This window comes from Streptomyces alboniger (assembly GCF_008704395.1).
Taxonomy (GTDB): Bacteria; Actinomycetota; Actinomycetes; order Streptomycetales; family Streptomycetaceae; genus Streptomyces; species Streptomyces alboniger.
In genome coordinates this window covers 7,828,390-7,850,504 of sequence record NZ_CP023695.1, presented here as the reverse complement: position 1 = coordinate 7,850,504, position 22,115 = coordinate 7,828,390, and the positions used below count along the sequence as shown (strand labels likewise).

The 22,115-nt window shown below is 67.2% G+C and carries 22 protein-coding genes and 3 pseudogenes; 9 read left to right on the top strand and 16 right to left on the bottom strand.

All coding sequences use genetic code 11. From position 1 onward, the window contains the following. Positions 1-232: 232 nt before the first annotated feature. On the bottom strand, positions 233-1,234 hold the full coding sequence (locus CP975_RS34320) for a phosphatidylglycerol lysyltransferase domain-containing protein (RefSeq protein WP_150477725.1): 1,002 nt from the start codon (positions 1,232-1,234) through the stop codon (positions 233-235). Positions 1,235-1,901: 667 nt separating this feature from the next. Here CP975_RS34320 and CP975_RS34315 point away from each other — a divergent pair. The 5 genes from CP975_RS34315 to CP975_RS34295 all read left to right on the top strand — a co-directional run bounded on the left by CP975_RS34315 (position 1,902) and on the right by CP975_RS34295 (position 6,349). Beyond that, positions 1,902-3,041, top strand: a complete 1,140-nt coding sequence (locus tag CP975_RS34315) for a cytochrome P450 (protein WP_150477724.1) — start codon at positions 1,902-1,904, stop codon at positions 3,039-3,041. Between the two features lie 76 nt (positions 3,042-3,117). Next, the gene (locus tag CP975_RS34310; RefSeq protein ID WP_055527526.1) at positions 3,118-3,570 is read left to right on the top strand and encodes a GNAT family N-acetyltransferase; all 453 of its coding nucleotides are present in this window, start codon (positions 3,118-3,120) and stop codon (positions 3,568-3,570) included. Positions 3,571-3,907: 337 nt separating this feature from the next. Next, entirely contained in the window at positions 3,908-4,507 is a 600-nt protein-coding gene (locus CP975_RS34305; protein ID WP_150477723.1) for a cobalamin B12-binding domain-containing protein, read from the top strand. Then, entirely contained in the window at positions 4,504-5,616 is a 1,113-nt protein-coding gene (locus CP975_RS34300) for a radical SAM protein (RefSeq protein ID WP_055527529.1), read from the top strand. The genes CP975_RS34305 and CP975_RS34300 overlap by 4 nt, the downstream gene beginning before the upstream one ends. A gap of 232 nt (positions 5,617-5,848) precedes the next feature. Then, positions 5,849-6,349 carry an EF-hand domain-containing protein gene (locus tag CP975_RS34295; RefSeq protein WP_167532785.1) on the top strand — a complete coding sequence of 167 codons (501 nt, stop codon included), beginning with the start codon at positions 5,849-5,851 and terminating at the stop codon, positions 6,347-6,349. Here the strand turns inward: CP975_RS34295 and CP975_RS34290 are convergent. The 3 genes from CP975_RS34290 to CP975_RS34270 form a co-directional block, all read right to left on the bottom strand. After that, positions 6,330-6,485 (bottom strand): hypothetical protein, encoded by a 156-nt coding sequence (locus tag CP975_RS34290; protein ID WP_150477721.1) that lies wholly within the window; start codon positions 6,483-6,485, stop codon positions 6,330-6,332. The two genes, CP975_RS34295 and CP975_RS34290, sit on opposite strands and share 20 nt — an antisense overlap. 104 nt (positions 6,486-6,589) lie before the next feature. Continuing rightward, entirely contained in the window at positions 6,590-6,760 is a 171-nt protein-coding gene (locus tag CP975_RS36715; protein WP_167532784.1) for an SDR family NAD(P)-dependent oxidoreductase, read from the bottom strand. A gap of 512 nt (positions 6,761-7,272) precedes the next feature. Next, positions 7,273-8,109 carry a hypothetical protein gene (locus CP975_RS34270; RefSeq protein WP_055527572.1) on the bottom strand — a complete coding sequence of 279 codons (837 nt, stop codon included), beginning with the start codon at positions 8,107-8,109 and terminating at the stop codon, positions 7,273-7,275. Here CP975_RS34270 and CP975_RS36450 point away from each other — a divergent pair. Further along, complete coding sequence (locus tag CP975_RS36450; RefSeq protein ID WP_342788027.1) at positions 8,023-9,219, top strand: NUDIX domain-containing protein; 1,197 nt, start codon at positions 8,023-8,025, stop codon at positions 9,217-9,219. The two genes, CP975_RS34270 and CP975_RS36450, sit on opposite strands and share 87 nt — an antisense overlap. Positions 9,220-9,653: 434 nt before the next feature. Here CP975_RS36450 and CP975_RS34260 read toward each other — a convergent pair whose 3' ends face one another. The 7 genes from CP975_RS34260 to CP975_RS34230 all read right to left on the bottom strand — a co-directional run bounded on the left by CP975_RS34260 (position 9,654) and on the right by CP975_RS34230 (position 16,113). Further along, on the bottom strand, positions 9,654-11,399 hold the full coding sequence (locus CP975_RS34260; RefSeq protein ID WP_246201731.1) for an ABC transporter ATP-binding protein: 1,746 nt from the start codon (positions 11,397-11,399) through the stop codon (positions 9,654-9,656). A 121-nt stretch (positions 11,400-11,520) separates the two neighbouring features. Then, on the bottom strand, positions 11,521-11,937 hold the full coding sequence (locus tag CP975_RS34255) for a lasso peptide biosynthesis B2 protein (RefSeq protein ID WP_055527536.1): 417 nt from the start codon (positions 11,935-11,937) through the stop codon (positions 11,521-11,523). A 120-nt stretch (positions 11,938-12,057) separates the two neighbouring features. After that, positions 12,058-12,321: a lasso peptide biosynthesis PqqD family chaperone gene (locus CP975_RS34250; RefSeq protein WP_150478050.1), complete on the bottom strand. Its 264-nt coding sequence runs from the start codon at positions 12,319-12,321 to the stop codon at positions 12,058-12,060. A 5-nt stretch (positions 12,322-12,326) separates the two neighbouring features. Further along, positions 12,327-14,225 carry a lasso peptide isopeptide bond-forming cyclase gene (locus CP975_RS34245; protein ID WP_055527538.1) on the bottom strand — a complete coding sequence of 633 codons (1,899 nt, stop codon included), beginning with the start codon at positions 14,223-14,225 and terminating at the stop codon, positions 12,327-12,329. Between the two features lie 148 nt (positions 14,226-14,373). Beyond that, a complete protein-coding gene (locus tag CP975_RS35280; RefSeq protein WP_167532783.1) occupies positions 14,374-14,481 on the bottom strand; it encodes a keywimysin-related RiPP in 108 nt (35 codons plus the stop codon). 647 nt (positions 14,482-15,128) lie between these two features. Beyond that, positions 15,129-15,539 (bottom strand): hypothetical protein, encoded by a 411-nt coding sequence (locus CP975_RS34235; protein WP_055527539.1) that lies wholly within the window; start codon positions 15,537-15,539, stop codon positions 15,129-15,131. Positions 15,540-15,705: 166 nt separating this feature from the next. After that, positions 15,706-16,113 (bottom strand): hypothetical protein, encoded by a 408-nt coding sequence (locus tag CP975_RS34230; RefSeq protein ID WP_055527540.1) that lies wholly within the window; start codon positions 16,111-16,113, stop codon positions 15,706-15,708. A 148-nt stretch (positions 16,114-16,261) separates the two neighbouring features. On the opposite strand from CP975_RS34230, the gene CP975_RS34225 reads away from it, so the two are divergent. Both CP975_RS34225 and CP975_RS36445 read left to right on the top strand, forming a co-directional pair. Continuing rightward, positions 16,262-16,717 carry a VOC family protein gene (locus CP975_RS34225; protein ID WP_055527542.1) on the top strand — a complete coding sequence of 152 codons (456 nt, stop codon included), beginning with the start codon at positions 16,262-16,264 and terminating at the stop codon, positions 16,715-16,717. 104 nt (positions 16,718-16,821) lie between these two features. After that, positions 16,822-16,989: pseudogene (locus CP975_RS36445) on the top strand (NF041680 family putative transposase); the annotation flags it as partial. An 85-nt stretch (positions 16,990-17,074) separates the two neighbouring features. Here CP975_RS36445 and CP975_RS35275 read toward each other — a convergent pair. Beyond that, on the bottom strand, positions 17,075-17,251 hold the full coding sequence (locus CP975_RS35275) for a hypothetical protein (RefSeq protein ID WP_167532637.1): 177 nt from the start codon (positions 17,249-17,251) through the stop codon (positions 17,075-17,077). Between the two features lie 39 nt (positions 17,252-17,290). Further along, on the bottom strand, positions 17,291-17,518 hold the full coding sequence (locus CP975_RS34215) for a hypothetical protein (protein ID WP_150477719.1): 228 nt from the start codon (positions 17,516-17,518) through the stop codon (positions 17,291-17,293). Between the two features lie 547 nt (positions 17,519-18,065). Between CP975_RS34215 and CP975_RS34210 the strand changes: the two genes are divergently transcribed. Further along, positions 18,066-18,623, top strand: a complete 558-nt coding sequence (locus CP975_RS34210; protein ID WP_150477718.1) for a hypothetical protein — start codon at positions 18,066-18,068, stop codon at positions 18,621-18,623. A gap of 138 nt (positions 18,624-18,761) precedes the next feature. Here the strand turns inward: CP975_RS34210 and CP975_RS34205 are convergent. The 3 genes and pseudogenes from CP975_RS34205 to CP975_RS34195 form a co-directional block, all read right to left on the bottom strand. Next, a pseudogene (locus tag CP975_RS34205) lies at positions 18,762-18,941 on the bottom strand (IS5/IS1182 family transposase); the annotation flags it as partial. 485 nt (positions 18,942-19,426) lie between these two features. Next, complete coding sequence (locus CP975_RS34200; RefSeq protein ID WP_150478049.1) at positions 19,427-21,532, bottom strand: NACHT domain-containing protein; 2,106 nt, start codon at positions 21,530-21,532, stop codon at positions 19,427-19,429. Between the two features lie 399 nt (positions 21,533-21,931). Continuing rightward, positions 21,932-22,092: pseudogene (locus CP975_RS34195) on the bottom strand (IS5/IS1182 family transposase); the annotation flags it as partial. Between the last annotated feature and the right edge of the window lie 23 nt (positions 22,093-22,115).

Below are 22,115 nucleotides of genomic sequence, written 5' to 3'. Positions count from 1 at the left end.
CCGTCGATCTGACCTCGCCAGTCCTCGGCGACGGCGAATGCACGCCTGGCGAGGAGTTCTTTCCACGGCTCATCCAGACAGGGCAGCATCGTCGGGTCGACGCTCCGAGCTGCGGGCGAAGCAGCGTAGGCAGCCGCCACTTCCGCTTCCTGCAACGCGCTGACGGCTGCTGGCATTGACCCTCATCGTCGTTGTTCCGATCAGGGAGATCCCGTCTCGGTGTGCGCACGGCTCAGGGAACGGCCCTGTTCGTGCCGGACCATGTGCCGGCCGGGGGCGGGGTGACGAGGTTGACGGTGGTCAAGGTGCGCGGGGAGCCGAACTTGAGTTTGTAGGTGTGCAGGGTGTGGTGTTCGGATCCGCCGAGGTTGACGGTGGTGATGCCGTGGCGGTGAAGGTCGGCGAGGACGGTGCACAGGGCCGTCTCCGTCAGACCAGGCCGGGTGGCGTCGGGGCACAGATTGGCGTAGCAGGCGACCGTGTCGGGGCCGATCGCCTCGAAGAGGTAGAAGCCGCAGGGGTGTTCGTCGACTTCCGCGAGGTAGACGTACGCACCGTCGGCGGGGTGGTCGATCATGTTGGTGTAGGCGTGGCCGTCGTTGGTGTCGTGGCCGCGTCCGGCGGACCAGGCGGCGGCGATCTCGCGGGCGGTCCGCTTCCACGCGTCATCCTCGGGCGGCCGATACTGGCGCGCACTCACGCCTGTATGGCCGTCGACGCATCCGTTGCGGAACCGGTTGAGACGCATCCGCAGTTTGCTGCGGTCTGGCGTCTTGAGGCCGAGCTCGGCGAGTTCAGCGGTGTTCACGAGTACATCGGGGTAGGTCGCGTCGTCCAGCGGTGAGCTCGGTGTCCAGGGGTGGCGGTCCATCGGCAGGAAGCCGTGACGGCGGGTCAGTTCTTCGGCGTCGGGCTGGCCGACGTGTTTGAGGTAGACCGGGGCGCCGGTGTCGCGGGCGAGTTCGTGGGCCAGCTCGGCGGCGGCCCGCGCGGCCCGGGGCCCCACCGGACGGGTCAGCACGTAGCTGTCGCCGTGGCGGCCGATGCTTATCAGGGTCGAGCCGTCGAGGTACTTGTGGCCCAGGCCCAGCTGACGGCAGGCCTGGGTGACGTAGGTCCAGCAGTTGCCGTAGGAGCCAAGCGCCCAGTCCTGCGCGAAGAGGTCCCGGTACAGGTCGCGGTCGCCCGGGTCGATGGTGCTGAGTTCGCTGGGGTCCACCGTGAGTGTCTCCAAGTCGACGTTACTGCTCTCGCTACTGCTCTCGCGCCGTTGCCCGCGGTCTCGTTCCGTGGTCGTGGGCGGAGGGAGGGTTGACGGCTCAGGCTGGGCGGGGCGAGGAGGCGCCGGGCGAGCTGGTCAGCCCGGACGAAACACGCATCCGGACGGGCGTGCCCGAAGTCGAGGAATTCCTGCATGGTCGAAGGAGGTCAGCCGAGAGTGGTGCGCTGCCGGTGTACTGGCTCGCAGTAGACCCAACTGCCCAACCCGGACATGGGCCGGACGATCGGAGTGCCACCGAAGGTCGCAGAGCCACCTCACGGCTCCGGGCAGCGACCCTATCAACGACGCCGGGCCACACCAGGACGGTCTCCGCACGAAGCACGTCGCCGACACCGGGCCGCGGTCCAGGATCTACACCGAGGTCCCAGCGAGCGTATGGACCGCGCACGGGGGTTGCCCGGGTGCCGGCCCCTCGGGGAGCATCATGGATCACTCCTTGCCCCGATAGGAACGTCATCACGGGACTCCGGACTCCCCTCATGCTGGGCGCCGTCCACCTACGGCGCATGCCGGGGCGATGGCTGTATACGGCATTCGGGTGATATAGCCTCCGGAGTAGAGGCTGCCCCCGGTGGCCGCCGGATCGGCCTGTTTACCGATAAGGGGTGGGGAGGCAAACGTGGGTTCTGTGGTGCACGGCAGCGGGGGACACGCATTCGTCTCGGGGTCCTGCCCCGGCGCCCTGAACGGGCCGACCCCGGAGGGCCGCCGGCCCATCGGTTCCTATGCGCAAGCACGCCGGTTCCTGGCCGACCCGCGGAACAGCCGCGCCCGCCTGGTACAGGTGCCCTTCGGGCCGGCCTCCGCCATGTCGGTAACGGAGATGGATCCGCCGCAACACACCTACGTCCGCGGCCTATTGGGCTCCTCCTTCTTTGCCCGCGCGATCACGCGGCGCTTTCCGATACTGCTACGCCGTGCCGATGCCCTCACCGAACGGATGCGCAGGTCGGGGGTGAGCTGTGACGTGATGGCCGAATTCTGTGTCCCCTTCGCCTACGAAACGCACTGTGACGTACTCGGTGTTCCCGATGAAGTGCGGGAGGAGCTGTATCGCTGGTCATGCGCGAGATCGGCTGCCCCCAACGCACGCGGACCGCAGCTGTACCGGGCAGAGACCGGTCTGCACCGCGCCGTGAGCAACCTGTTTTTCTCCTCCCGTCGCCTGGGCGGACTTCTGGGAGAGCTGGCCGCGGCTCACCAAGGTGGTGGGCTGAGCGGGCGGGAGCTGACGGGCTTGGCCGCGTCCTTGTTCTTCGACGGGCACATCCTGGCCTCGAATCAGCTGGCCAACGCGCTGCTGTGTCTGTTCGTCCATCCCGCCCACCTGGACCGCCTGCTGAGCGATCCTGCGCTGCTGGACGCGACGGTCGAGGAGACGCTGCGTTACAGCCCGTCCATCACCATGGGCATGACGCGAGTGACACCAGCTGGGTCCCGTGCCGCGGTGGCCTTCGGCACTGCGAACCGAGACCCGCACGTGTTCACCGAGCCCGACCGCTTTGTCCCGCTGCGCACCGGACCCCGCCATCTGTCCTTCGGCTGGGGCCCTCACCACTGCCTTGGCGCCGAACTCGTTCGCGCAGAACTTCGCGCGGCGCTGACTGTCCTCTTCGACCGCCTGCCGGGTCTCCGGCCGGCTGCTGCCGACGACGCCGTGGTCTGGAGCGCCAGCGCCACCGTCCGCGGTCCTCAGAGATTGCCCGTCACGTGGGACCGCAGGGTCGGGGCCCGGCGTCTCAACCGTTGGTGCACCTGAATGGAGAGGGTTTCGTCCAGGCGAGATTGTTTGTTCGAGGTTCAGGTGTCGCGCCAGGTGGGGTACTGGTGCCGCCATGACCTTCTTCACCAAGCCCTCATCCGGCGACCACGCCTCCATTCTGATGGACCCGCGCAGGGAAGCCGAAGACTGGCTACGGGCACAGGGGACCGGCCAGTGGTCGGACCGTGAGGCAGTTGCCCGCGACCTGGCGAAATGGCGGAAGCCCATAGGCGAGGGCCGGACTTGGGTCATCCTCGACGAGAGCGGCGACATCGTGGCCACGGTGCGTCTCAGCTTCGTCGACCGTGCCTGCTGGAGCACTGAAGACGCCGCCGAGACCGCCCTCCACCTTTACAAGCTGATCGTCCGCCGTAGCGCGGCAGACCACGACATCGGAAGCCTCGCCCTCGACTGGGCGTGCCGCGTCGGAGCCGTAGAAGGCCAGCACTGGATCCGTATCGGCTGCTGGGTTCCACCCGCAAGGTCCAGCGCTACTACGAGAATCTCGGCTTCGCCCATGTCCTGACCGAGGCACCTGCACACCTCAGATCAGGCTGGCTCGCTCAACGGCCCACATCCCTGGTCGTCAACCGATCCACCCTGGTTGTCGGCCGATAGCACAGCACGGCTTGAGCGCACGCGAGGATGACTCGGACTGACGTGGCAGATGAAGCTCGTAGCGAGAGGGGTGGGGGGGGAATCCGTCAGCTGCCCGGACGCAACTGCCCGTGGCCGAATTCGACCACGCCACCTGGCGTGACGGGTGTCGGACATTCCACCATGCGGCTATGAGCTGAACACACCGAGCCGGGGATGCTGACCGGGAAGCGAATCCTCTACTGACACCCCTCCCCGACTCGACGGTGAAGATCCAGATTGGTTCGCGCCAGCGGGAGGCCGGGGCCATGGAGATGAGTCTGCACCCCTCCGAGGAAGCCGTGGGGATCGACGGAAGATACCAGTGGGCGCTGCCGCTGCCTGCCGCCCGCCGTCCCGCGCGACAGCTGAGCTCGGTCTGGTACTTCGCCCTGCCGTTGACTTCGGCGCATCGCGGGGGCGCTTCCGGCGGCGGTGCCGACATCGAAGGGGTGGACGGGCAGGAGCGGTACCGCAACGAGGGCTGCGTCTATCCGCATGCGGCCCTGGTGGAGATGATGACGTACCAGCACCGCTGCTTTCCCGGCATGACCGCGCGCTACATCGACATGAGTCACGTTCAGTGGCCCGAGGTGCAGGCCATGATCGAGTCGGATCCGCCGGAGGTGGCGGCGTTAAGCGCCTACACGGCCACCGCACTGTGGGCCTTCATCGTGGCCGCCGAGGTCAAACGGGTGAACCCGGACGCCGTCGTGGTGTTCGGCACGACCATGCCGGAATCCTGCACCGGGAGATCCTCACCGGTGTCTACGGCAGCCGTGTCGTCGACTACATCTGTACCGGCAACAACGGCCCGTTCACCATGATGGGCCTGCTGTACGCCTTGCAGGGGCAGTTGGACCTGACGCGAGTGCCGTCTCTCGCCTACCGCGACCACGCGGGGCAGGTGGTGAACCAGAGCGCCCCCAGCTACCCCCTCGACCGCCGCCTCCTGCCCGACTACCGGCTCATCGAGGACCAGTTGACAACGCATTACGACAAGGCCTTCGCCGTCTGGTACGCCCAGCACTACGAGCTGAAGCGCATGGTCACGATGCCGCTGGACGGCGGCTGCACCTGGGGCAGCAGAGCCAGTCGGCGCTGTCGGCACTGCTCCATCCAGGGCCTCACCCCCAAGACCACCGATCCCCACGCCGTCGTCCCGGTGCTGGAGACCGTCGTGGGCCGACTCGGCGCCAACGTCTACGCGGCCGGTGATTCCACCTGCGGCTTCTCCCGCGCACAGTGGTCAGGAGAGATCAGCTACCTCGACGACCTGGCCGAGGCATGCGCCGCCTCCCCGGTGCTGCGCGGCCGCCGGTTCATGCTCGCCTATGGACTCGTCTACGAATTCCTGCAATCCGCCGAGCTGTGCAAAGACTTCATCCGCACCTGGAATGTCGGCCTGGAAGCGTTCGATCCCAAGTTGCTGCGCGGCGACTCCAAAGGCATCAACAAGGGGCCGGAACGCGTGACAGAGGCTCTGGACCTGGCACAGCGGCTGGACTACCGGCTCTACATCTCCGGCATCATGGGCCTGCCCGGCACGACACTGCAAACGCTGCGCACCGAGGTCGACCACTGGCTCGCGCTGGCCGAGACGTACCGCGACTGCATCACGACCGTCTCGGTCTCCTCCCCCGGCGTGATCCCCGGCTCCCGGATGTACTACGACTCCTACCGCACGGACCCGATGGTGCGCGCCGTGCACGGCGAGATCATCCCCGCCCGGCGGTTGACGGAGCGGTACGTGCGCCGGAACACCGAGGTCGAGCTCGCGGACGTGGAGGCGGCCATCGCCGAGGTCGGGCGGGGTGTCATCACCCTCGGCAAGCAGGGAAGCCATATGAAGTTCGGCGGTTACATGCTGGGCGGGAAGGACCACGAGGAGGAACGGGAGCGGCACCTGCTGGGAACCATCTGTGCCGAGCTGTGATGTGTCCGGACCGTTCGGCCCCGCTCCGGAGCGGCGTGCGTGGGCGGGAGGCAGCATCATGCGACGGGCCGGGCTGTGGCGGTCGGGGGCACCGCTCCGTCAGGGGTGTGGCGTGGCCTCATCGGATGGGTGGCCGGCTCTACGCTGCCGCTTGAGTCCACCGATGCCGTCCGAAAGGGGCCTTGCCATGAGTGAGTCAGATATTCGCGCCAAGTATGTCCGTCGTTTTCACATGCTGGATTCCGCCGGTGACGGGTACGTCGACCGGTCGGATGTGGAGGAGCGTGCCCAGCGGCTTCTGGACGGGGTGGGCGAGCCCGCGGGGACACCTCGGGCGGCAGCGGTACGCGAGGGGGCGGCGGCGTTCTGGCAGCGACTCACCGAGCTCGCCGGTGTCGAGGACGGGGGCCGGCTGGATGAGGAGACGTTCGTGAGTGCGCTGCAGCGCGCGCGTGAGCTGGGCACGATCGGTGACTTGGTGGGCCCTTCGGTCCAGGCGCATGTCGACTTGATCGACACCGACGGGGACGGCAGCGTCAGTCTGGAGGAGTTCCTCCGTTCGCAGAGTGCCTGCGGGCTGCCCGAGGCGGACTCCCGGTGGGCGTTCGCGCGGCTCGATCTGGACGGTGACGGCCAGGTGGACGTCGCGGAGTGGCAGCGTGCGGTGGTGGGCTTCTACACCGACGCAGGCACGGATCTGCCCGGTGATCTGATCATGGGTGTGCGGGCGTGAGGACGCTGAGCAGCGCGGAGAGCTTGCGCGGTGTCTCGGCATGTTCGGCGCCCGGGCGGTGGACGGGCAGAATTCCGCCGCCTGCGTAGAGCCGCAGGCCCTGCTCGCCGAGCATTCCGCAGCGCAGGGCGATCACCCGCTGCCCGTCTTCGTGCCGGTCGGCCGGTCAGTCGGTCGGTCGGCCGGTCCAGCCGACCAGGCCGGTGTAGAAGTCCCGGGAATCATCCTTCAGTTCGGTGATCAGTTCCTGTGGCGCCGCCCAGGGTATGCCGCATACGGCTGCGGCAGCATCGGCGTGTGCGTGGTGCCCGGACAGACCTCGTTGCAGCGAATTCTTTGCGCAGCCGTCTCCAGCCCGAGCCCGAGGGTGAACGCCACGGCCCCGGCCTTGGATGCGACGCAGGCGGCCATCCCGGCCCGCGGCACCCCACCCCGGCGGCGTTGGAGGCGACGGTGACGATCGACGCCCCCGACCGCCTCGCCATCCGGCACGCGGCCGAAGCAGACCACAAGAACACCGCGGTGGCGTTCACTTCGAACAGGGCGGCCCCCGCCGACCGCGGGCCGGGCCGACCGTGGCGCCCCGGCACCCCACCCCCGGAGCCGATCTGCTCACCGTGCTCCGGCGCCGCGCGGGTGGCGATTCTGTCGAGCAATCCAGCCCGACCTGATCACCCCCCGGCAAGCGCAAGGGACAGACCCCTCCGTCGCCAGCATCTACCGGGCGCTCGCCGAGCACACCAGGCGCGAGGCGTACCTCGAAGCCGTCGATCTGGTCCACGCCGACTTCGCCGTAGCTTCGGGAGAACAGGGCCGACTCACACGGTCGAAGAGCGCCTGCTCGATGACCAGGCGCAAGGACCGTCGTCGTAGTCGTTGCAGCCTCTCGTCCGAGTGTGGTGAGTGTGTGGGCAAGGCTGGGCTCACAGGCGTGGCATCAGGTCGGTCAGCGGAAATGCCGTCGCGTCTTCAGAGGGGCGCGACAAGTGCAGCATCGTGTGGAAGTAGCCGTCGGTCTCTTTCCCGTACGGGTCATCGCCGGCCGCCGTCACTGCTTGAACGGCGTATCGCTGTTCGTCCGCGTCTGTGAAGCGTCGTTGCCGGAACGTGTGCGTGGTGGCCTTCTCGGTGACCAGGCCGTTCGAAGCCAGGCATGCGGCGATGGACTTGTACGAGGTGGTGCGCAGTACGAAGGCCGCGACCCACACCGGGTCTTGGGCACAGGTCAAAATCGTTTGGAAGGTGCGGGGGGACAGAAAGATGGCCCCTCCGGTAATCGTGATCAGACGGGTGTGCCGCGCGGCGCGGAGCAGGGACGGAGAGGGAGGCGCGGCTTCGAGGTTCTCAGCGAACCCTCGTTCCAGCAGGCCGACCTCGCATGCATAGGAGATGGCGTTCGTGGCGGGGTCCAGTCCGATTACCCGGGCCGCATCGTGGCGCCGACGAGCCGCGTAGTAGCTGCGGTCCCATTCGATCAGTTCGGCTGTGGTGAGCGCGGTGGCCTGCGGCGAGGTGTAGTGGGCATAGAGGTCCTCCAGAGTCACCTCATGGTTGAGGAGAGCGGCGTTGATGCCGTACGAGCAGCAGATGTCCAGCACGGTCACCGGTCGTTCCGCCGCGCGGGCTGTCCGCGTGAGGGCCGCAACCGCCCTCCGGAAGACGCTCTGCCCGTGATGGGGTGCCTGGTATTCCAGCGGGCCCAATGCCCGGAAGTAGGCCCGAGGATCCGGCTGAACGTAGATGTCGTCGAACGCCGCCATCCCCTCCGGGACCGGGAGGTCCGACGCCTGCGAGCTGTCTCCAGCGACGTTCCCAGGTCCCCTGCTCCGCATCCCGCTCATGTCGGTTCTCCTCACACGCCTCAGGTCCGCTATCCGATCAGAGTCGGTGACCCCAGGGTGGTACGGGAACAAGGCACGAAAGGAACCAGCCACACGCCGCAACAGGCCAGGTGGAGATCGCCAACAGCATCACATCTGCGGTGGTGGCGGTTCCTGGCGGCCGTCGCGGTGGAGTGGCAACGAAGGGCTCGGGACTTCGCGCTGTGTATGGAGATCGCGCCGAATCCGTGTCGGCGGCTCGTCGACGCCAGTGCGCCCGCACGGCATGTCATCTGCCTCCATGGCGAAGCTGTTCCAGGCGACTGCGCGGAAGCTCCTCCGGAACGATCGGGGGTTGACCCAGCGTCAAGGTCAAGCCCCCTTCCGACCAAGGCATCCGGATTGCTGGTCGAGGCTGTCGGTGCTCCACTCACGCGTCGATTCATGCGACTCACCGGCCAGAAGTCAGCGAGTCCGCCTGCTTCGCCCGGTGGCCATGTGGACCCAGCGGACGAGGACAGCCGTGAGGCTGCTGCGCGCGAGCTGCCCGAGGAGACCGGTGTGCGCGTGGAGCCCGAGCGGCTGCGTCTGGTTGGCGACGGTGGTGGTGCCCTGCCCCCACACGGCCTCAGAGCGGGTGGCGAAGGTGGCGCCGGTGATCTCGTGACCGGCGGCCTTCAGACCGACGGCGGTCGGGAAGCGACGCGCGGTGTGGCGCAGCGCCTCGTCGATCACCTCCCGGGCGCCCACGGCGGCGAGAGGCTCGAGCATCCCGGTGCGCAGGGCGGTTTCCTTGAGGATGTCGATGAGGGCGACGGTGCTCCACTTCTTGCGGATCGCCTTCTTGAGTTTGCGCAGGTTCTTGCGTTCCCTCTGTGGCTCGGACTCCTCTCCCGCCTTCTGTATCTACTTCCTCTCGCAGTTCTGCGACGAATGGCGGCTCGGCCGCGCCGCTGTCCTGCGCTGGGCCGACGACTGGTACCTCCCGGCAACCCGGAACTGCCCACCGCCCTGCGCGAATTGTCACCGCTCGTGGACATCGAGGTCTGATCTCGACGCCGCGGAAGACCCTGGCGCTCACCTCCTCGCCGGGACCCAATCCCGTTCGACCCGGAGCGGGGTTACAGCGGTTCCACGGTGGGCTGCGCGTCGCGAAGGCGGGCCACCTCAGGGTCGGCTGCCGGGCCGTCGAGGGCGTCAAGGAGCAGGCGGGCGCAGTGGTTGGCCTTGCCCAGGGTTCTCCGGGACGCTCAGGATCGGTTCCACCGGCGCGGTGTGGTCGAGGAGGGGGCCCCTCACGGCTGTGGCGTGGGGGGGCGTCGTCTTACGGCCACAGGGGGGGAGGCAGCCAGAGCTGGAGGACGGACGTGGCCAGGAGCCGGACAAGCCTGCCCGGGGCTCAAGATCATCTGACATCCGCAGAACCCAGCCGCGCGACCAAGTCCGACTGCCGAGCCCTGCACCAACTAGGTATGAAACGATCACTAATTGAGAAGTTGCGTATGCGCCAGTTTGCTGTAGAGGGCGTCATGCTTGATGAGTTCGCCGTGCGTGCCGATCGCTCGTACGCATCCGGCCTCCATGACGATGATCCGGTCGGCGGTGGTGACGGTGGAGAGCCGGTGGGCGATCACCATGACGGTGGTGCTGCGGGCGGCATCGGTGATCATGTTGCGCAATGCCGCCTCGTTGGCCGCGTCGAGTTGGGAGGTGACTTCGTCCATCAGCAGCAGTCTCGGGCGGCGCAGCAGAGCGCGGGCGATCGCTACGCGCTGTCGCTCGCCCCCGGAGAGGCGGCTGCCTCGGTGGCCGACGTGGGTGTCCAGTCCGTGGGGGAGGCGGTCCGTCAAGGTGTCCAGCCGCGCCATATGGAGCACTTGGGCGAGTTCTTCGCCGGAAGAGTCGCCGACGCCGAGCGTCAGGTTGTCCCGCAGTGTGCCGGCGAGGACGGGGGTGTCCTGTTCGACGTAGCCGATGGATGCGCGGAGTCGGCTCAGGGGCCACTGCCGGGTGTCCTTGCCGCCCACAAGGATGCATCCGGCATCAGGTTCGTAGAAGCGCTCGATCAGAGAGAAGACGGTGGTCTTGCCTGCGCCGGAGGGGCCCACGATTGCCGTCAGACCGCGCCTGGGCACGGTGAAGGAGACCTCGTGGTGCACCCTGGGCAGTCCGGGCCGGTAGGAGAAGCGGACTTGGCGGAAGGTCACGTCGAGTGGTGACCGGCAGTCCTCGGCGGCCATGTCGGATGAGTCGCCCCTCGCTGTCACTCCCCGCGTGTGCTGGGCCGCGTGCTCGGGTTTCACCTGTTCGGCCTCGAGCGTCTCAATGTGCTCGATGCGGACAGCGGCCGCAGATCCGATCTGGAACTGGCTTACCCCTTCGACGAGTTGACCGATGCGAGGAGCGAGGGCGAAGAGATACAGCAGGAAGGCGACCAGCGTGGAGACGCTGATCGTGCCGGCGGTGACCCGGGCGCCCCCCACCCCGAGCACAACGAGGAAGCACACCTGAACGACCACCGCCGACGCCGTGGCCGACACCGCCTCCCACGCCGCAGCCCGCGTACCTCGGTGGCGGGCATGTTCGGCCGCCCGGTGCAGCGCTTGGGTCTCCCAGTGCTCGGCGCCCGATGCCTTGACCGTGCGAAAGGCTCCCAGGACGCGCTCCAGAGCACCCCCGATGTGGCCCACCGCATCCTGCACCTGCCGGGTGGCGCGGCCGATGCGCGGAGCCACGACCGCGACGATGACACCGACGAACGCGATCACGCCGAGAGTGACACAGAGCAGGACAGCGTCGAGGAAGCCCATGATGACGACGGTCGCGGCGGTGACGAGTGTGCCGGTCACGGCGGCGGACACCGCCTGGGGCGCGGTCTGGCGCAGCAACGTCGTATCGGAGGTGACGCGGGCGATCAGGTCGCCCGGTTCGGTGCGCTCCACCACGGGCACCCGCAGGCGCAGCAGCCGCTCGGTCAGCCGGCAGCGGGCGGCGCAGACCATGGACTCGGCCGACCATTGCAGCACGTAGTGGCCCAGCCCCGCGAGTACCGCGCCGGTGACCACCAGCAGGCTGAGCATGAGGATGGGGCCGGCGGTCGGCCGGCCCTGGCTCATGTCGTCCATCACACGCTTGGCTGCCAAGGGCTGGGCCAGGCCCATGACGCTGCCGACGAGCCCCAGCAGGACACCTGCGGCCATGCGCCAACGCTGTGGGCTCAGATGGGTCATGAGCGCTCGTTGTGACGCCCAGGTGCGGTCGGGACCCGTGTCCTCCTCACGCGCGTCGGAGCCGTCGGCGGGGCCGGTGAGGGGCCGGGGGTCCTCGATGCCGGGGGCCCTGGTCATCGGCTCACTCCACGGTGAAGAAGCGCTGGAAGTATGTGGGTGAGGCGTCTTCGCCGACGAGGACTCCTTCGGCTTCCACCCAGGCGTGAGCGGCGAAGGGCGGTCGGCTGCGCACGCCCACGCACCAGGTGGGCCAGTGGCCGTACCACCGGCAGAGCAGCACGGTGGCCAGGGATCTCGGGAGGCAGCCCTTCTGTCCGCCGGCGGACAGGCTTACAGCGAGTACCGCCTCCCGGGCCTTTTCCGCCTCGGGGAGGGTGGCGGGCCGGGCACCGCGACGCAGCCTGGCCAGGATGGTGCGGATGCGGCCCGGTGGCAGGGTGGCCAGCACATGGGCACAGCCCACGGCTGCCCGGGCGGCGAAGCGGCGGCCCACAGGTACGGAACGCGGATCGTAGGGGAGAGCTTCCGGGGTCGTCATGCGTGCCTCTTCGGTCGGAGGAGGGCGGGGCGCAGGGAAACGCTGGGCGTGGAGAGGTGGAGCGCCGGGAGGCGAGCGGGAGTTGGACTGCGGGCCCGTCGCGCCTGTGGCATGTGGACGCTATGTGGTGAGCAGTCCTGCGGAGCGCAGCTCGCCGACGATGGTGTCGACGTCCTTGGCTGCTTCGTCGGCGTCGATGTCGTCGTACTGCATGGTCAGCGCCTCGATGGCCCGCTCCGCGCCGCGGGCACGACCGTCCAGCAGGGTCCGCAGAATAAGGGCCGCCGTCGGGTTGAGGGTCCAGTATTCGGCGCTCTTCTGATCGAGCAGCGCCACGCCGTATTCGGTCTCGGTCATCAGGACGTCGGGCCTCAAGGCGTACACCAAGATCATTCCTTTCGGTCGGCGATGGACTGGGCGGGGGCGGCGTCCACCTGGCGCGGGGGCGTCATTTCGCGGGAGCGCAGCCAGACTTCGCAGGCGATCGTCGGGTGCAGCTGGTAGCTCTCCGTCTCCGCAGCCAGAGAGCGGCGGCACCATTCCCGCAGGATGTTCTCGTCGATCAGGCCGAGCTGGGCCAGCCGCGAGTCTTCGCACAGTGCCAGCAGCCGTCGGCGATGCTCGCGCAGGCCGACCTCCTCCTCGAACGTGGCGTTCGCCTTGGTGTTGCGTGTCCGGCTGGTTTCCGGCACGACGCCGCGCATGGCTTCGACAATCAGCGGCTTGTACCGCCAGGGGGTGATCCGCTCCTGTGGCCGCACGGCGAGGCAGGTCTCGATGACGCGAGTGTCGTAGTAGGGGGCGGCGACGGTGATGCCCAGGGGCGTGGCCATCTGGCCGATGTGCCGGGTCCACTGGGAGATGCCGTCCATCGCGACCAGCTCTCGGTGCTCACCGTGTCCCCTCCCCCGGGGTTCGATGCCGGACAGGCCGACGCGTATCAGTTCGCGGGCGGCTGTGACCGCGTCGGGCGTGGCCCAGGGCGCCATCCGGGGCGGTACGGACCAGTCGAGCAGCGGTGTGTTCGTGCCGGGAGGCGGCCCGGTCAGGTCGCGGGCCACGCGGCCGAGCCAGCTCCGGTAGGAGCGCCGGTCCAAGAGCTGGCGCAGCGTTGCCCGCCGGGTCCACTGGTACTTGGCGGCGTATCCGCGGATGCTGCGCAGTGCGATCCAGGGATGGGTCAGCAACAGGGGATGCAGCCGGGCGGGCGTGCCGGCGAGGAGTTCGTCGCCGCCCAGTCCGGTCATATGCAGGTCGGATCCGCGGGCCGCGGCCATTTCCACGATGCCCATCCGGCGGTTGCGGTCGACGGTGATGATGCTGGGCGTGTCCAGGATGTCGTGGAGGGTGTCGATTCCGTCGAAGGTCATGGCCGTGTCCTTGGCCGGTACGACGTGGTGCTCGATGCCTTGGAGTTCCTGGACGGTGCGCCGGGCCCAGTACACGTCGTCGCCGGACTCGTCGTGGAGCGCGGCTGTGTATGCGACGACCTTGGTGTCGCCGCGGGCTGCTGTACAGCACAGGGCGGTGGAATCCAGTCCGCCCAGATCTGCCGTCACCAGCTCGCGCCCGCGGGTGCGTACACCGACCGCTTCGGTGAGCGCCTCTCTCAGGTGTCGGGCGCCTTCGGTGAGGGGGACGACGGGGTCGGGCGGCGACCACCACCGCCTCATGGTGGTCCGGCCGTCGGCGTCGATGGTCAGGCAGTGGCCTGAGGGTACGGCCCGCAGGCCCCGCCACAGCGGGGGCTCCGACAGCGGGTACGGCGCTCCCGAGGTGAGCAGTTCGAGGGCGATCCGGCGTTCGTCCAGATCAGCGTCGATCAGTTCGGCGAGCACGTCGGCCCGATCCGACGCCACGCTGACGGGACCGGAGCCGGAGCCGAATCCTGCGGTATCGGTGTGGAATACGCGCCGTAGGTTCACGACGCCGCCCCGTACGTGCACCCGGCCGTCGGCGCTGGCCACCAGATGGAAGCTGCCGGGCCGGCGTGCAGCGCGGTCCAGGGCCGTCGTCAGTGAGGCGGGGCCGGTGGCCGCCGCAGCCTGTTCGAGATATTGCTCAGTGACGGCGTGCTCCCCGATCACCGCGATACGGGTTCCGTCACACCGCCCCGTTACGGCCGCACGCTCCTCCCAGCGGCCCACCAGCCATGGTCGTCCAGAGGCATGGCGCAGACTCCGGGTGGCGTAGCGGTTCGCACTAGCGGCAAAGGGCGCGGCCGCGGCGGTGTCGGGCAACGCGATGAACCAGGCGGGTGCGGCCTGGAGCGAGAGAAACGTAGCCATGAGCAACGGCCTTCGGTCGGCGGCGGGGTGATCCTGGAGCAGAGGATCGGGTGGCGGCTGGACGCCACCACCCGATAGCCGGCCTGTTCAAGGGCCGGCGCAAATGTTTTGCGACTCGTAACCGCTCAGCGGCTGGGGCCGCCCCCGATCAGAGGAGCTGCTTGCCGCCGAGGACGTCCTTGGGCCCGTGGTCCTTGATCCCGGTCACCTTACGGAAGCTTCCGGCCTTGGTGAGAGTGGGACGCTCGTACGTCATCATCGTTCTCCCTTTTGAGGACGATACGCACAGAAGAATATGTGCGGCGAATTCAATTAGACCTCGTCTCGAATATCGAGAGCGGTCAAATCCACGGGCCCAACGTATGTACGAAAAGGGCAACATCACAACACCTGCTCCGGATTGCGAGGCGGACGAGGGGCGCAGGGGGGCGTGCATGGGGCACAGCCAGTGAGGCAGCAAAAACGGAAACACGCGCCCCTTAGAGAGGCTCCCCCACGACGCCGAAATCGCCACAAAGAGGGCACCCTCCTTCGCAGGGAGGGCGTTTGGTGTGCAGCCTTGTGAGGACTTTCCTGCTGCTCATCGGGCCCGGCCCGCACCTTCATGGCCGAACAGCAAATTTATAACCGCATCAAATAGTTAGGCGTAAACAGCTGATTGGCAAGGCTTCCGAATGACCATCCATACGTGACCTGCGGCGGCGCGTGAACGCCCTATAGGCATTACTGCACGATAGCGTGCCGCGTCAGCGAGTCCTCAGTAACCCAAAATATGTAAGCCTTCTCGCCTTCGCAGTCAGGGCATCTTGACAGTCAAATTGAAATGTGGATAAAGCCGCGGCTAGACGCGGAGGACACTCTGGCGATGGAACGGTTCTGTGGCGTGGCCGCGCCGGGCGAGCGTCACTGGCCGTCATACCTACTGGCCGCCCGGTCATGGTGGCGCAGAAAGTACACGAAGCGCCCTGCTGCGGTGATCGCTCCGGGCCCGAAGATGAAGAGGATGAGGGCGATCATCTCGGTGTCTCCTACGGTGGCCCAGAGGAAGAGCCCCACCGTGGCGAGCATGAGACCGAGTAGCCAGCCCGCGTGGGCTCGCGGCGCCGTTTCCCGGTCGAATGGGGGCATCAGCCCCAGGATCGCGCCCATGACCGAGGCGGCCAGGAAGAGCGCGGCGGTACTGACGAACGGGACGAGCAACAAAGCGAACAAGGCAGTGCCCGCGACTGCTCCGCCCAGCCGGGACCAACCGCCCTGTCCCATCAGAGCGAGGATGAACCCCACCGTGCCCAGCAGCGCGATGATGGCCAGCATGTGTGTCCTCCGGTAGCTCCACGGCCCTCGTGTGTGCGTCCTGCCGCGGCAGGCGGTGACGACGAGACGCGCGCTCGCCCCAGGCGCGCGACGGTGGCCGCGCGCCTGGGGCGAGCATGGTCCTATCAGGCTAGCTGCTGTGTTCGGGGGCCCGTCCTGATCCTTGTCAGCGCAGAAGTACGGGGACGCGGCTGAACCGCACGAAGCCCCCCGCCGTCACGGGTTCCTTCGAGTCGCGGGGACGGCCGTCCAGGTCCACGGCCTGGTTGTTGTGGTACAGGTACTGGTCAGGCAGGTGGCTGGAGCGAGGTACGGGACTGTCACCGCGCTTCTTGATCGAGCCGTCCGCGCACGCCTTGAAGTTCAACTCCTGCCAGATGGGCGGAGCCTGGCCGAAGATGGACCCCGTGACGGGCCCGGTCGCACCGCCTGTGTTGAACAAGGCCTTCGACGCGGACTTGGCACCGACCATGGACCGGTACCCGATGGAACCGCCCGAGGTGTAGAGCGCGGCGACACAGGTGTTGTTGTCGGTGAGCTCCGGCGCCCGGCCCGCGAAATCTCGGCCTTCCACTGCTCCATGACCGCCCTGGTCTTCGGGGCCAGGCAGCTCGCTTACAGGTCTGTGCCTTCGCAGTCCTTGATGGAGGCGGTGTCCGGGACGAACCTAGCTTGGCTTTTAACCTCTGGGCCTCTGAGGTGATGTGCTCGATCATGGGTGAATGACTGCCTTTTACCATGTGTGCTTCGTGGTTCCGGACATCGAGCAGGCGATGCAGGACCTTCAGCGTGCGGCCGGGGTCGAGTGGAGTGATCCTGTGTCAGACCGGCTCGGCGAGTGGGACTACCGCATCGTCTTCACCGCAGGCGGGCCGCCCTTCATCGAGCTCATTGAAGGGCCGTCAGACAGTCCCTGGGACGCGTCCAAAGGAGCCAGGTTCGATCACATCGGCTTCTGGACCAGCGATGTGCGACACGGTTCTCAGCGTCTGGAAGAAGAGGGCATGCCCACGGACTTCTCCGGCTGTCCCTATGGCCGGCCGTTCGCCTATCACCAGATGGACAGCATCGGCGCCCGGATCGAACTCGTTGACGTCGGCAGGCAGGCCAGCTTCCTCGACAGGTGGCATCCGGGCGGGAAGCCGATGCCCGCCATCGACGAGACGTCCAGAAGCTGAGCTCTCGTCACGCGACGCAGCCTCGAACAGTGTCCCGAACTTGATCACTCGGGCGAGCCTTCGTCGGACAGGCGAAGGGCCCTCGCATGAGCATGCGTTCCGTCTGGACGCGTTCCAGGCTGCGTACTCCCGACGCCGCTGACCGCTGGACGTGGCTTGTGATCGCGGCGCACACCCAGCTCCGGCTCACCCGTGAGGCCGCCGCCGGTCTTCGCCGCCCCTGGGAGAAGTCGGCGGAGCCTGCCCGGCTCGCCCCGGCCCGCGTCCGCCGACGCCCCGAGACCATCGCTGAACGTAATCAACTCAAAGCTGACAAGAGGCCCGTGATCGCCGCAGCAGCGGTTGAAAAGCACCTAGTTAGCGCAGGGTGTACTTGCACGAGTGCTTGCCGGTGGAGCCTCCGGCGTCCTTGGCGACCTGCTTGCCGTCGACGGTGATCGAGCAGGGAGCCGCGGCGGCCTTTCCGTCAGGCAGGATCACCGGGCCTGGCACTACATGCATGGTGATCCCGGCCTTGCGTTCCGCGCTGTTCAAGGTGACCTTCTCAGTCTTTTTCCATGGCAACGTGACGTGCTAGTTGCCGTTGGAACCCGCGTAGTAGAAGACGCTGGTCTTGCCCTTGCCGCCGACCTCGAGCGTGACCTCGTACGTCTTGTCCTGGCCCTCGGTGCCCGCATGCGACGACGCCGCGGCTGGACCCTTGTCGGCTTGATCCTTCTTGTAACCGCTGTCGCTGCCGCCACAGGAGGTCAGCAACCCGGCCGCCGCGATGAACGCCGCTACGGTCAATGCCCTGCGCATAAATGTGTTCTCCCAGCTGGTACGGATGTGACGTGATGTGCGCATGAGGCGGAGCAAGCATCGTATAGGGCCAGGCCTGGCCTGGCTCGGTGACGCATGTCCGGCAACCTGGGTTACCCACAGGCACTGTTTCCTGCGTTGGTGATGCCGGACGACGTACACGAGGAGGCGCTGGCGTTCATCGACGCCATGGTGTCGAGTTCGGGGTCCGACGTTGGGGGCCGGTAGCGGCAGCCAGCAGCGCGCTTCGCGGCCGGTGCCGGATCGTCCACATGGCGCTGGGCGGGCTCATGGATGACGTCGCCAACCACCGTCGGTATCCGGGGCACCAGGTGCGCACACGGCTCGGCTCTGACAGGTTCTCCCCCTCTGGCGTGCCTTCGTATGCGCGGGGTCGCTTCTACCGGCCGCTGAGCAGCTACGGAGGGGGAGCAGCGCGGGCAGCGAGGGCACGGAGTTCGGGTGCGGCACGGACCCCTGGATCCCTCCTCGGATTTGAGTATCCGTGCTCATGCGGCACGCACCGTCTCGTTCGTACGGTCAATCCATGAGGAAGACCACCGTGCTCCTGGCCCTGCTGCTCGCCGCCCTGACGACCTCGGGCTGCTCCGTGCTGGAGCGGGAGTACCCCTCCGCCGACCCTGCGACGCTCTCGCAGCGCCTGACGGACCGCGCGCAGTGGGCGTACGACGGCATGGCCCTGCCGCCCCACAAGGCGGTGAAGCCCGTCCAAGTGCTCCCCGGCCACAGCTGCTATGCGGGCGGCCTCAGTATCGAGAAGACTCTGCCTGACGTCGTCACCTTCGACCTCAGATGGACGGTCGAACACATCCCAGCCGATGTCGCCCGTGCCACGGAGGCTCGCCTGCGCCGGAAGTTCACCTCGGCGGGCTGGACTCTCACCCACGACAGTAACCGCCGGGGCAAGGACATAGTCGAGTTCGGCTTCCGCGTCCAGGACCCGGCAACCGGTGACCAATTCGACCTGGCGTGGAACGACTCGACCACCTCCCTCTTCCTGTCGGGCTACACCTCCTGCGCAAAGGTTCCCCAGTCGGCGGCCGACACCCCGTCGCAGAAGACCTGGACTCCGCAAACCGTCTGACGCGCTCACGTCGCGGGCCGAGGAGGGGTGTGGTGCGGAACTCGGCAATGAGGGCTTCCTCGCGGGTGGCGGCTGCCATTGCTGGCGACACCGTAGTACTCAAGTACTCAAGCTGTGCGCCTTCCGACTTGTCGGGCCTATCGTTGTCGTCCTGCCAACGGCGTCCTTCGTGCCGGACTTCGTCCAGGCCTCGCAGTCGTTGCGGTTGCCAGGCTGAGGCTTGCCGACTGCGACGGCCAGGCGCGTGCCGGCGTCGACGACGACCTGGGGGTTTGTTGAGTACCGGTAGTTCTTCGACTTCTCGGCGTTGGCATGGTCGTGTCGGCATCCTCGCGGCGGAGGGCCGTCATCAGTTTGCGGAAGCTGTGCGCTCAGTCCGGTGAACGGGGCTGTCCAGGACGACTCGGACGCTGTGATCACAACACCCACGGCTGTGATCCTCCCACCTCGGCACGGGCCCGGATCGACTACGGGTTCCGTCACCCCCACTCCGACCTGTCGGCCAGGCAGCGGTACCACCAGAGCTGTGTGCGCCATTGGCACCGGTGCACGAAGGGGTCCGGCAGAGTACGGCGCAGGAACACCGCATCCAAACGCTTCACGAGCCGACCCAGCTCGGCACGGGCTCGTTCCGGCAGCTTCTGCAGGGCCTTTGGCCCGGTCACCAGGGAACAAGTAACGAGGCACCAGGTGCAGCGTCGATCTGATGGCCGGAGTTCTGGTCGGCCGTCGAAGTGTGGCAAGAGCCAAAGTCATGGGCGAGACCACGCACCAGTCGGCGATCCAGTCGATGAGTCCCTGGATCAGGGCTGCGCGGATGCGCGTTGAGCGAGGTGGTGCTGGAGGTCGATATGGCGGAACTGATACACCGCCCCTGCCTGTCGCAGAACACCGCGTTCATGCGCGTCGGCCAGGAAGGCCATGAGATCCCGGGGAAGCTGACGGTGCAGCATGAGGTAGTAGCGGGTGAGGGTGAAGTGCCCCGACGCTGCGTATGTGGAGGCTCCGGAGACTCCGAAAGCGGGGATGAGGAGGAGGACGGCGACGCTGACCGATACTGTCGTCGAACTGTTGAGCAGAGCTAGAATTCCGAACGCAAGCACGAGCCCGTAACCGAACCCGAACTCGGCGATGAGCCGCCAAAAAATTCGGCGATCCCACCGAAGAATCTTCTCGGGTCCGACAGCCGAGGCGAGATCGGGTGACTGAGTCTCTTGTCCGGCCAGCGCCACGACCTTGCGCCCAAGCCAGGTACCCACCACGGGGCCGAGGAATAGGCCGCTCAGGAGGCCGAGCACTGGGTCGACCCGCGCCGACAGCACGAGGACGAGGCCGAACGCGACCGCCCTCATCAGACCACGGTAAAACCCTGCCCCGGACCAGTGGAAGGCGACTGCGGGCAGCCGCCTGGGCTTGCCGCCGGTGCGCCAGCCCAGGAACCCGGCCGCAAGGCCGACACCTGCGCCAACGCCCAGGCCGATGCTCAGGGTGCTGATTCCGGCGGTGAACCCGGTGACTATTGCGAGGAGAAGCTGGTACGCGCGCCGGTGCATGGCTCGATGCAGTTGCCACCAGGCCAGATCGGGGGTTCCGAGCAGCGTGTTCTGCAGGTGCCCGGCCAGATAGACCAGAACGTGTTCAGCAAACTGTGGGCTCCAACGGCACGTGGTGCCAGGGCGGCGTCGGTAGGCCGCAGGGATGAAGGCGTCGAACAGGTGCTGTTCGATGGCTGCTTTGGTGGGCAGCCGGTTCACATCGCAGAGTTCGGCCGGGTCGGGCAGGCTGACCGGGCGCTCGCCGGGACGTGGGTTGTAGACGGTACGTGCGAGGAACAACGCCAACGGAGTCCGAAGCGCCTGTCCGACAGGTGCGTTGGAGCCGAGCTGGGCGAGCACTGACTCCCAGCGGGCGGCTGACATGCTGTTCTCCCCACCGGCGTCACGACGCAGGTAGGTGGCCATCTCAGTGGCTGCCAGAGGCTGGAGCTCGATGCCTGCCGCCCCGATCAGCCTTACCGGAACCCCTGCCACGGGGAACTGGGCCTGTCGATATTCATTGACACGGCTCGACAGAACCAGTGCTTGGCGGGGTGGCAGAGCCTGGTTGATCGCGTCGAGTGCCACAGCTCGGGAAGTCGGGGGAAGTTCGTCGAGGCCATCGAGGATCGGCAGGATCAAGCGGTGCTCCAGCAGTGCCCGAGCACGGTTCATGCTGCTCAAGGAAGCCGAGGCAGAGCCTCGTAGGCTGACGTAATCCTGGATTAGACGTTCGACCAACCATTCGTTCAGGTCTTGTGCAGCTGGATTCCATGATGCGAGGGGGAACAGTACAGGGACCGCATCGCCTGGGGAACGCTGCTCGACCATAGCCAACAGCAGACGAACCATCAGCATGGTCTTGCCCGAGCCTGGGGATCCAAGGATGACCAGGCGACGGGTAGGAATCCTGTGCATGAGTACATCGACGACCTCCAGATCGGTCCCCGTGAGGTCGCCCGGTCCTGCTGCCCATGTTTGCGGGTCGGACGGCGGGCCCCCTGGCCAGCCCTCCGCAGTCGCCCTCAACCGTGGCCAGTTCTCGGTCAAGTCCGGATCCGCCGGTGCCCAGGACACTGGCAGCGGATATGGATCGTTGAGGCGCCGTACCCGCGCCTCGTCCTCCCACTGGCTGCGAACCGCCACCGCCAACTGATCGGCAATTTCTTCCAGCCCTCGGTTTGCTGAGGCATCGCCACGGTCGGCGCAGAAGCCGGCCCATGCCAGGTACAGCCCCGCCAACGAGGGCAGCAGAGCGATCCCTGTTTCCGCCACTTTCAACCGGCATTCGTAGGCTAGCCACAATGCGCCGCCTATCCCGACCAGAGCCAGCAGCAGGTAGATCATCCCGGTGAGCCGCGTTCTCGCGCTCATGACGCGTGGGCTGTACTGGACTGTGATAGCGGGCCCGAGTGGTCCGGCCCTGTCCGGAGCCTGTGCCCGGTGGCCCGACGCCTGAGATCGAGTTGCTCCTCGTTGTCCGGCGTCGCCGGTCGGAACCCCTGGGCCTCGCGGATCTGCTTCGGGTGACGCTTTGCTCCCGCCGGGTACCTGGCCTCGGTCTGGGAGCACTTCAGCATCAGGCAGAAGCCGAACCTCGTCATCCCGGTCTTGTTGGTCACGAGCTTCGAGTCGCCTTCCTCCAGCCTCCAGCTCGCCGACAACCCCTCCGGCGACCGCCCCTGTCGCACACCCCGCCCCTTGCCGTCGGTCCTCCGGGCATTCATCCGGACAACCAACGAGGCACCCCAGTACCGGGAAACGGCAGAGAAGTGAGCCCGCGGCATGCTGATGAGCGCGGCACACAGTGGAATCCACGCCCACCATGGACCAGTCGATACGGCCCTCAGCGTCGGCATCCGCCTGTACCATCCGCAGGACCCTGTCCCATGTGCCATCCGCTGACCAGCGGCATGCCGGTCAGACACTGTCTTCCATGAGCTGACGACGCTGGGCC

Excerpts from the sequence above, each read along its gene's own strand:
- CP975_RS34310 (WP_055527526.1), top strand. The coding sequence starts at position 3,118 with ATGACCTTCTTCACCAAGCCCTCATCCGGCGACCACGCCTCCATTCTG.
- CP975_RS34300 (WP_055527529.1), top strand. The coding sequence starts at position 4,504 with ATGATGGGCCTGCTGTACGCCTTGCAGGGGCAGTTGGACCTGACGCGA.
- CP975_RS34295 (WP_167532785.1), top strand. The coding sequence starts at position 5,849 with ATGCTGGATTCCGCCGGTGACGGGTACGTCGACCGGTCGGATGTGGAG.
- CP975_RS36715 (WP_167532784.1), bottom strand. The coding sequence starts at position 6,760 with ATGGCCGCCTGCGTCGCATCCAAGGCCGGGGCCGTGGCGTTCACCCTC.
- CP975_RS36450 (WP_342788027.1), top strand. The coding sequence starts at position 8,023 with ATGGGGTGCCTGGTATTCCAGCGGGCCCAATGCCCGGAAGTAGGCCCG.
- CP975_RS34270 (WP_055527572.1), bottom strand. The coding sequence starts at position 8,109 with ATGGCGGCGTTCGACGACATCTACGTTCAGCCGGATCCTCGGGCCTAC.
- CP975_RS34260 (WP_246201731.1), bottom strand. The coding sequence starts at position 11,399 with ATGACCCATCTGAGCCCACAGCGTTGGCGCATGGCCGCAGGTGTCCTG.
- CP975_RS34255 (WP_055527536.1), bottom strand. The coding sequence starts at position 11,937 with ATGACGACCCCGGAAGCTCTCCCCTACGATCCGCGTTCCGTACCTGTG.
- CP975_RS34245 (WP_055527538.1), bottom strand. The coding sequence starts at position 14,225 with ATGGCTACGTTTCTCTCGCTCCAGGCCGCACCCGCCTGGTTCATCGCG.
- CP975_RS35280 (WP_167532783.1), bottom strand. The coding sequence starts at position 14,481 with ATGACGTACGAGCGTCCCACTCTCACCAAGGCCGGAAGCTTCCGTAAG.
- CP975_RS34235 (WP_055527539.1), bottom strand. The coding sequence starts at position 15,539 with ATGCTGGCCATCATCGCGCTGCTGGGCACGGTGGGGTTCATCCTCGCT.
- CP975_RS34225 (WP_055527542.1), top strand. The coding sequence starts at position 16,262 with ATGACTGCCTTTTACCATGTGTGCTTCGTGGTTCCGGACATCGAGCAG.
- CP975_RS34215 (WP_150477719.1), bottom strand. The coding sequence starts at position 17,518 with ATGCGCAGGGCATTGACCGTAGCGGCGTTCATCGCGGCGGCCGGGTTG.
- CP975_RS34210 (WP_150477718.1), top strand. The coding sequence starts at position 18,066 with ATGAGGAAGACCACCGTGCTCCTGGCCCTGCTGCTCGCCGCCCTGACG.
- CP975_RS34200 (WP_150478049.1), bottom strand. The coding sequence starts at position 21,532 with ATGAGCGCGAGAACGCGGCTCACCGGGATGATCTACCTGCTGCTGGCT.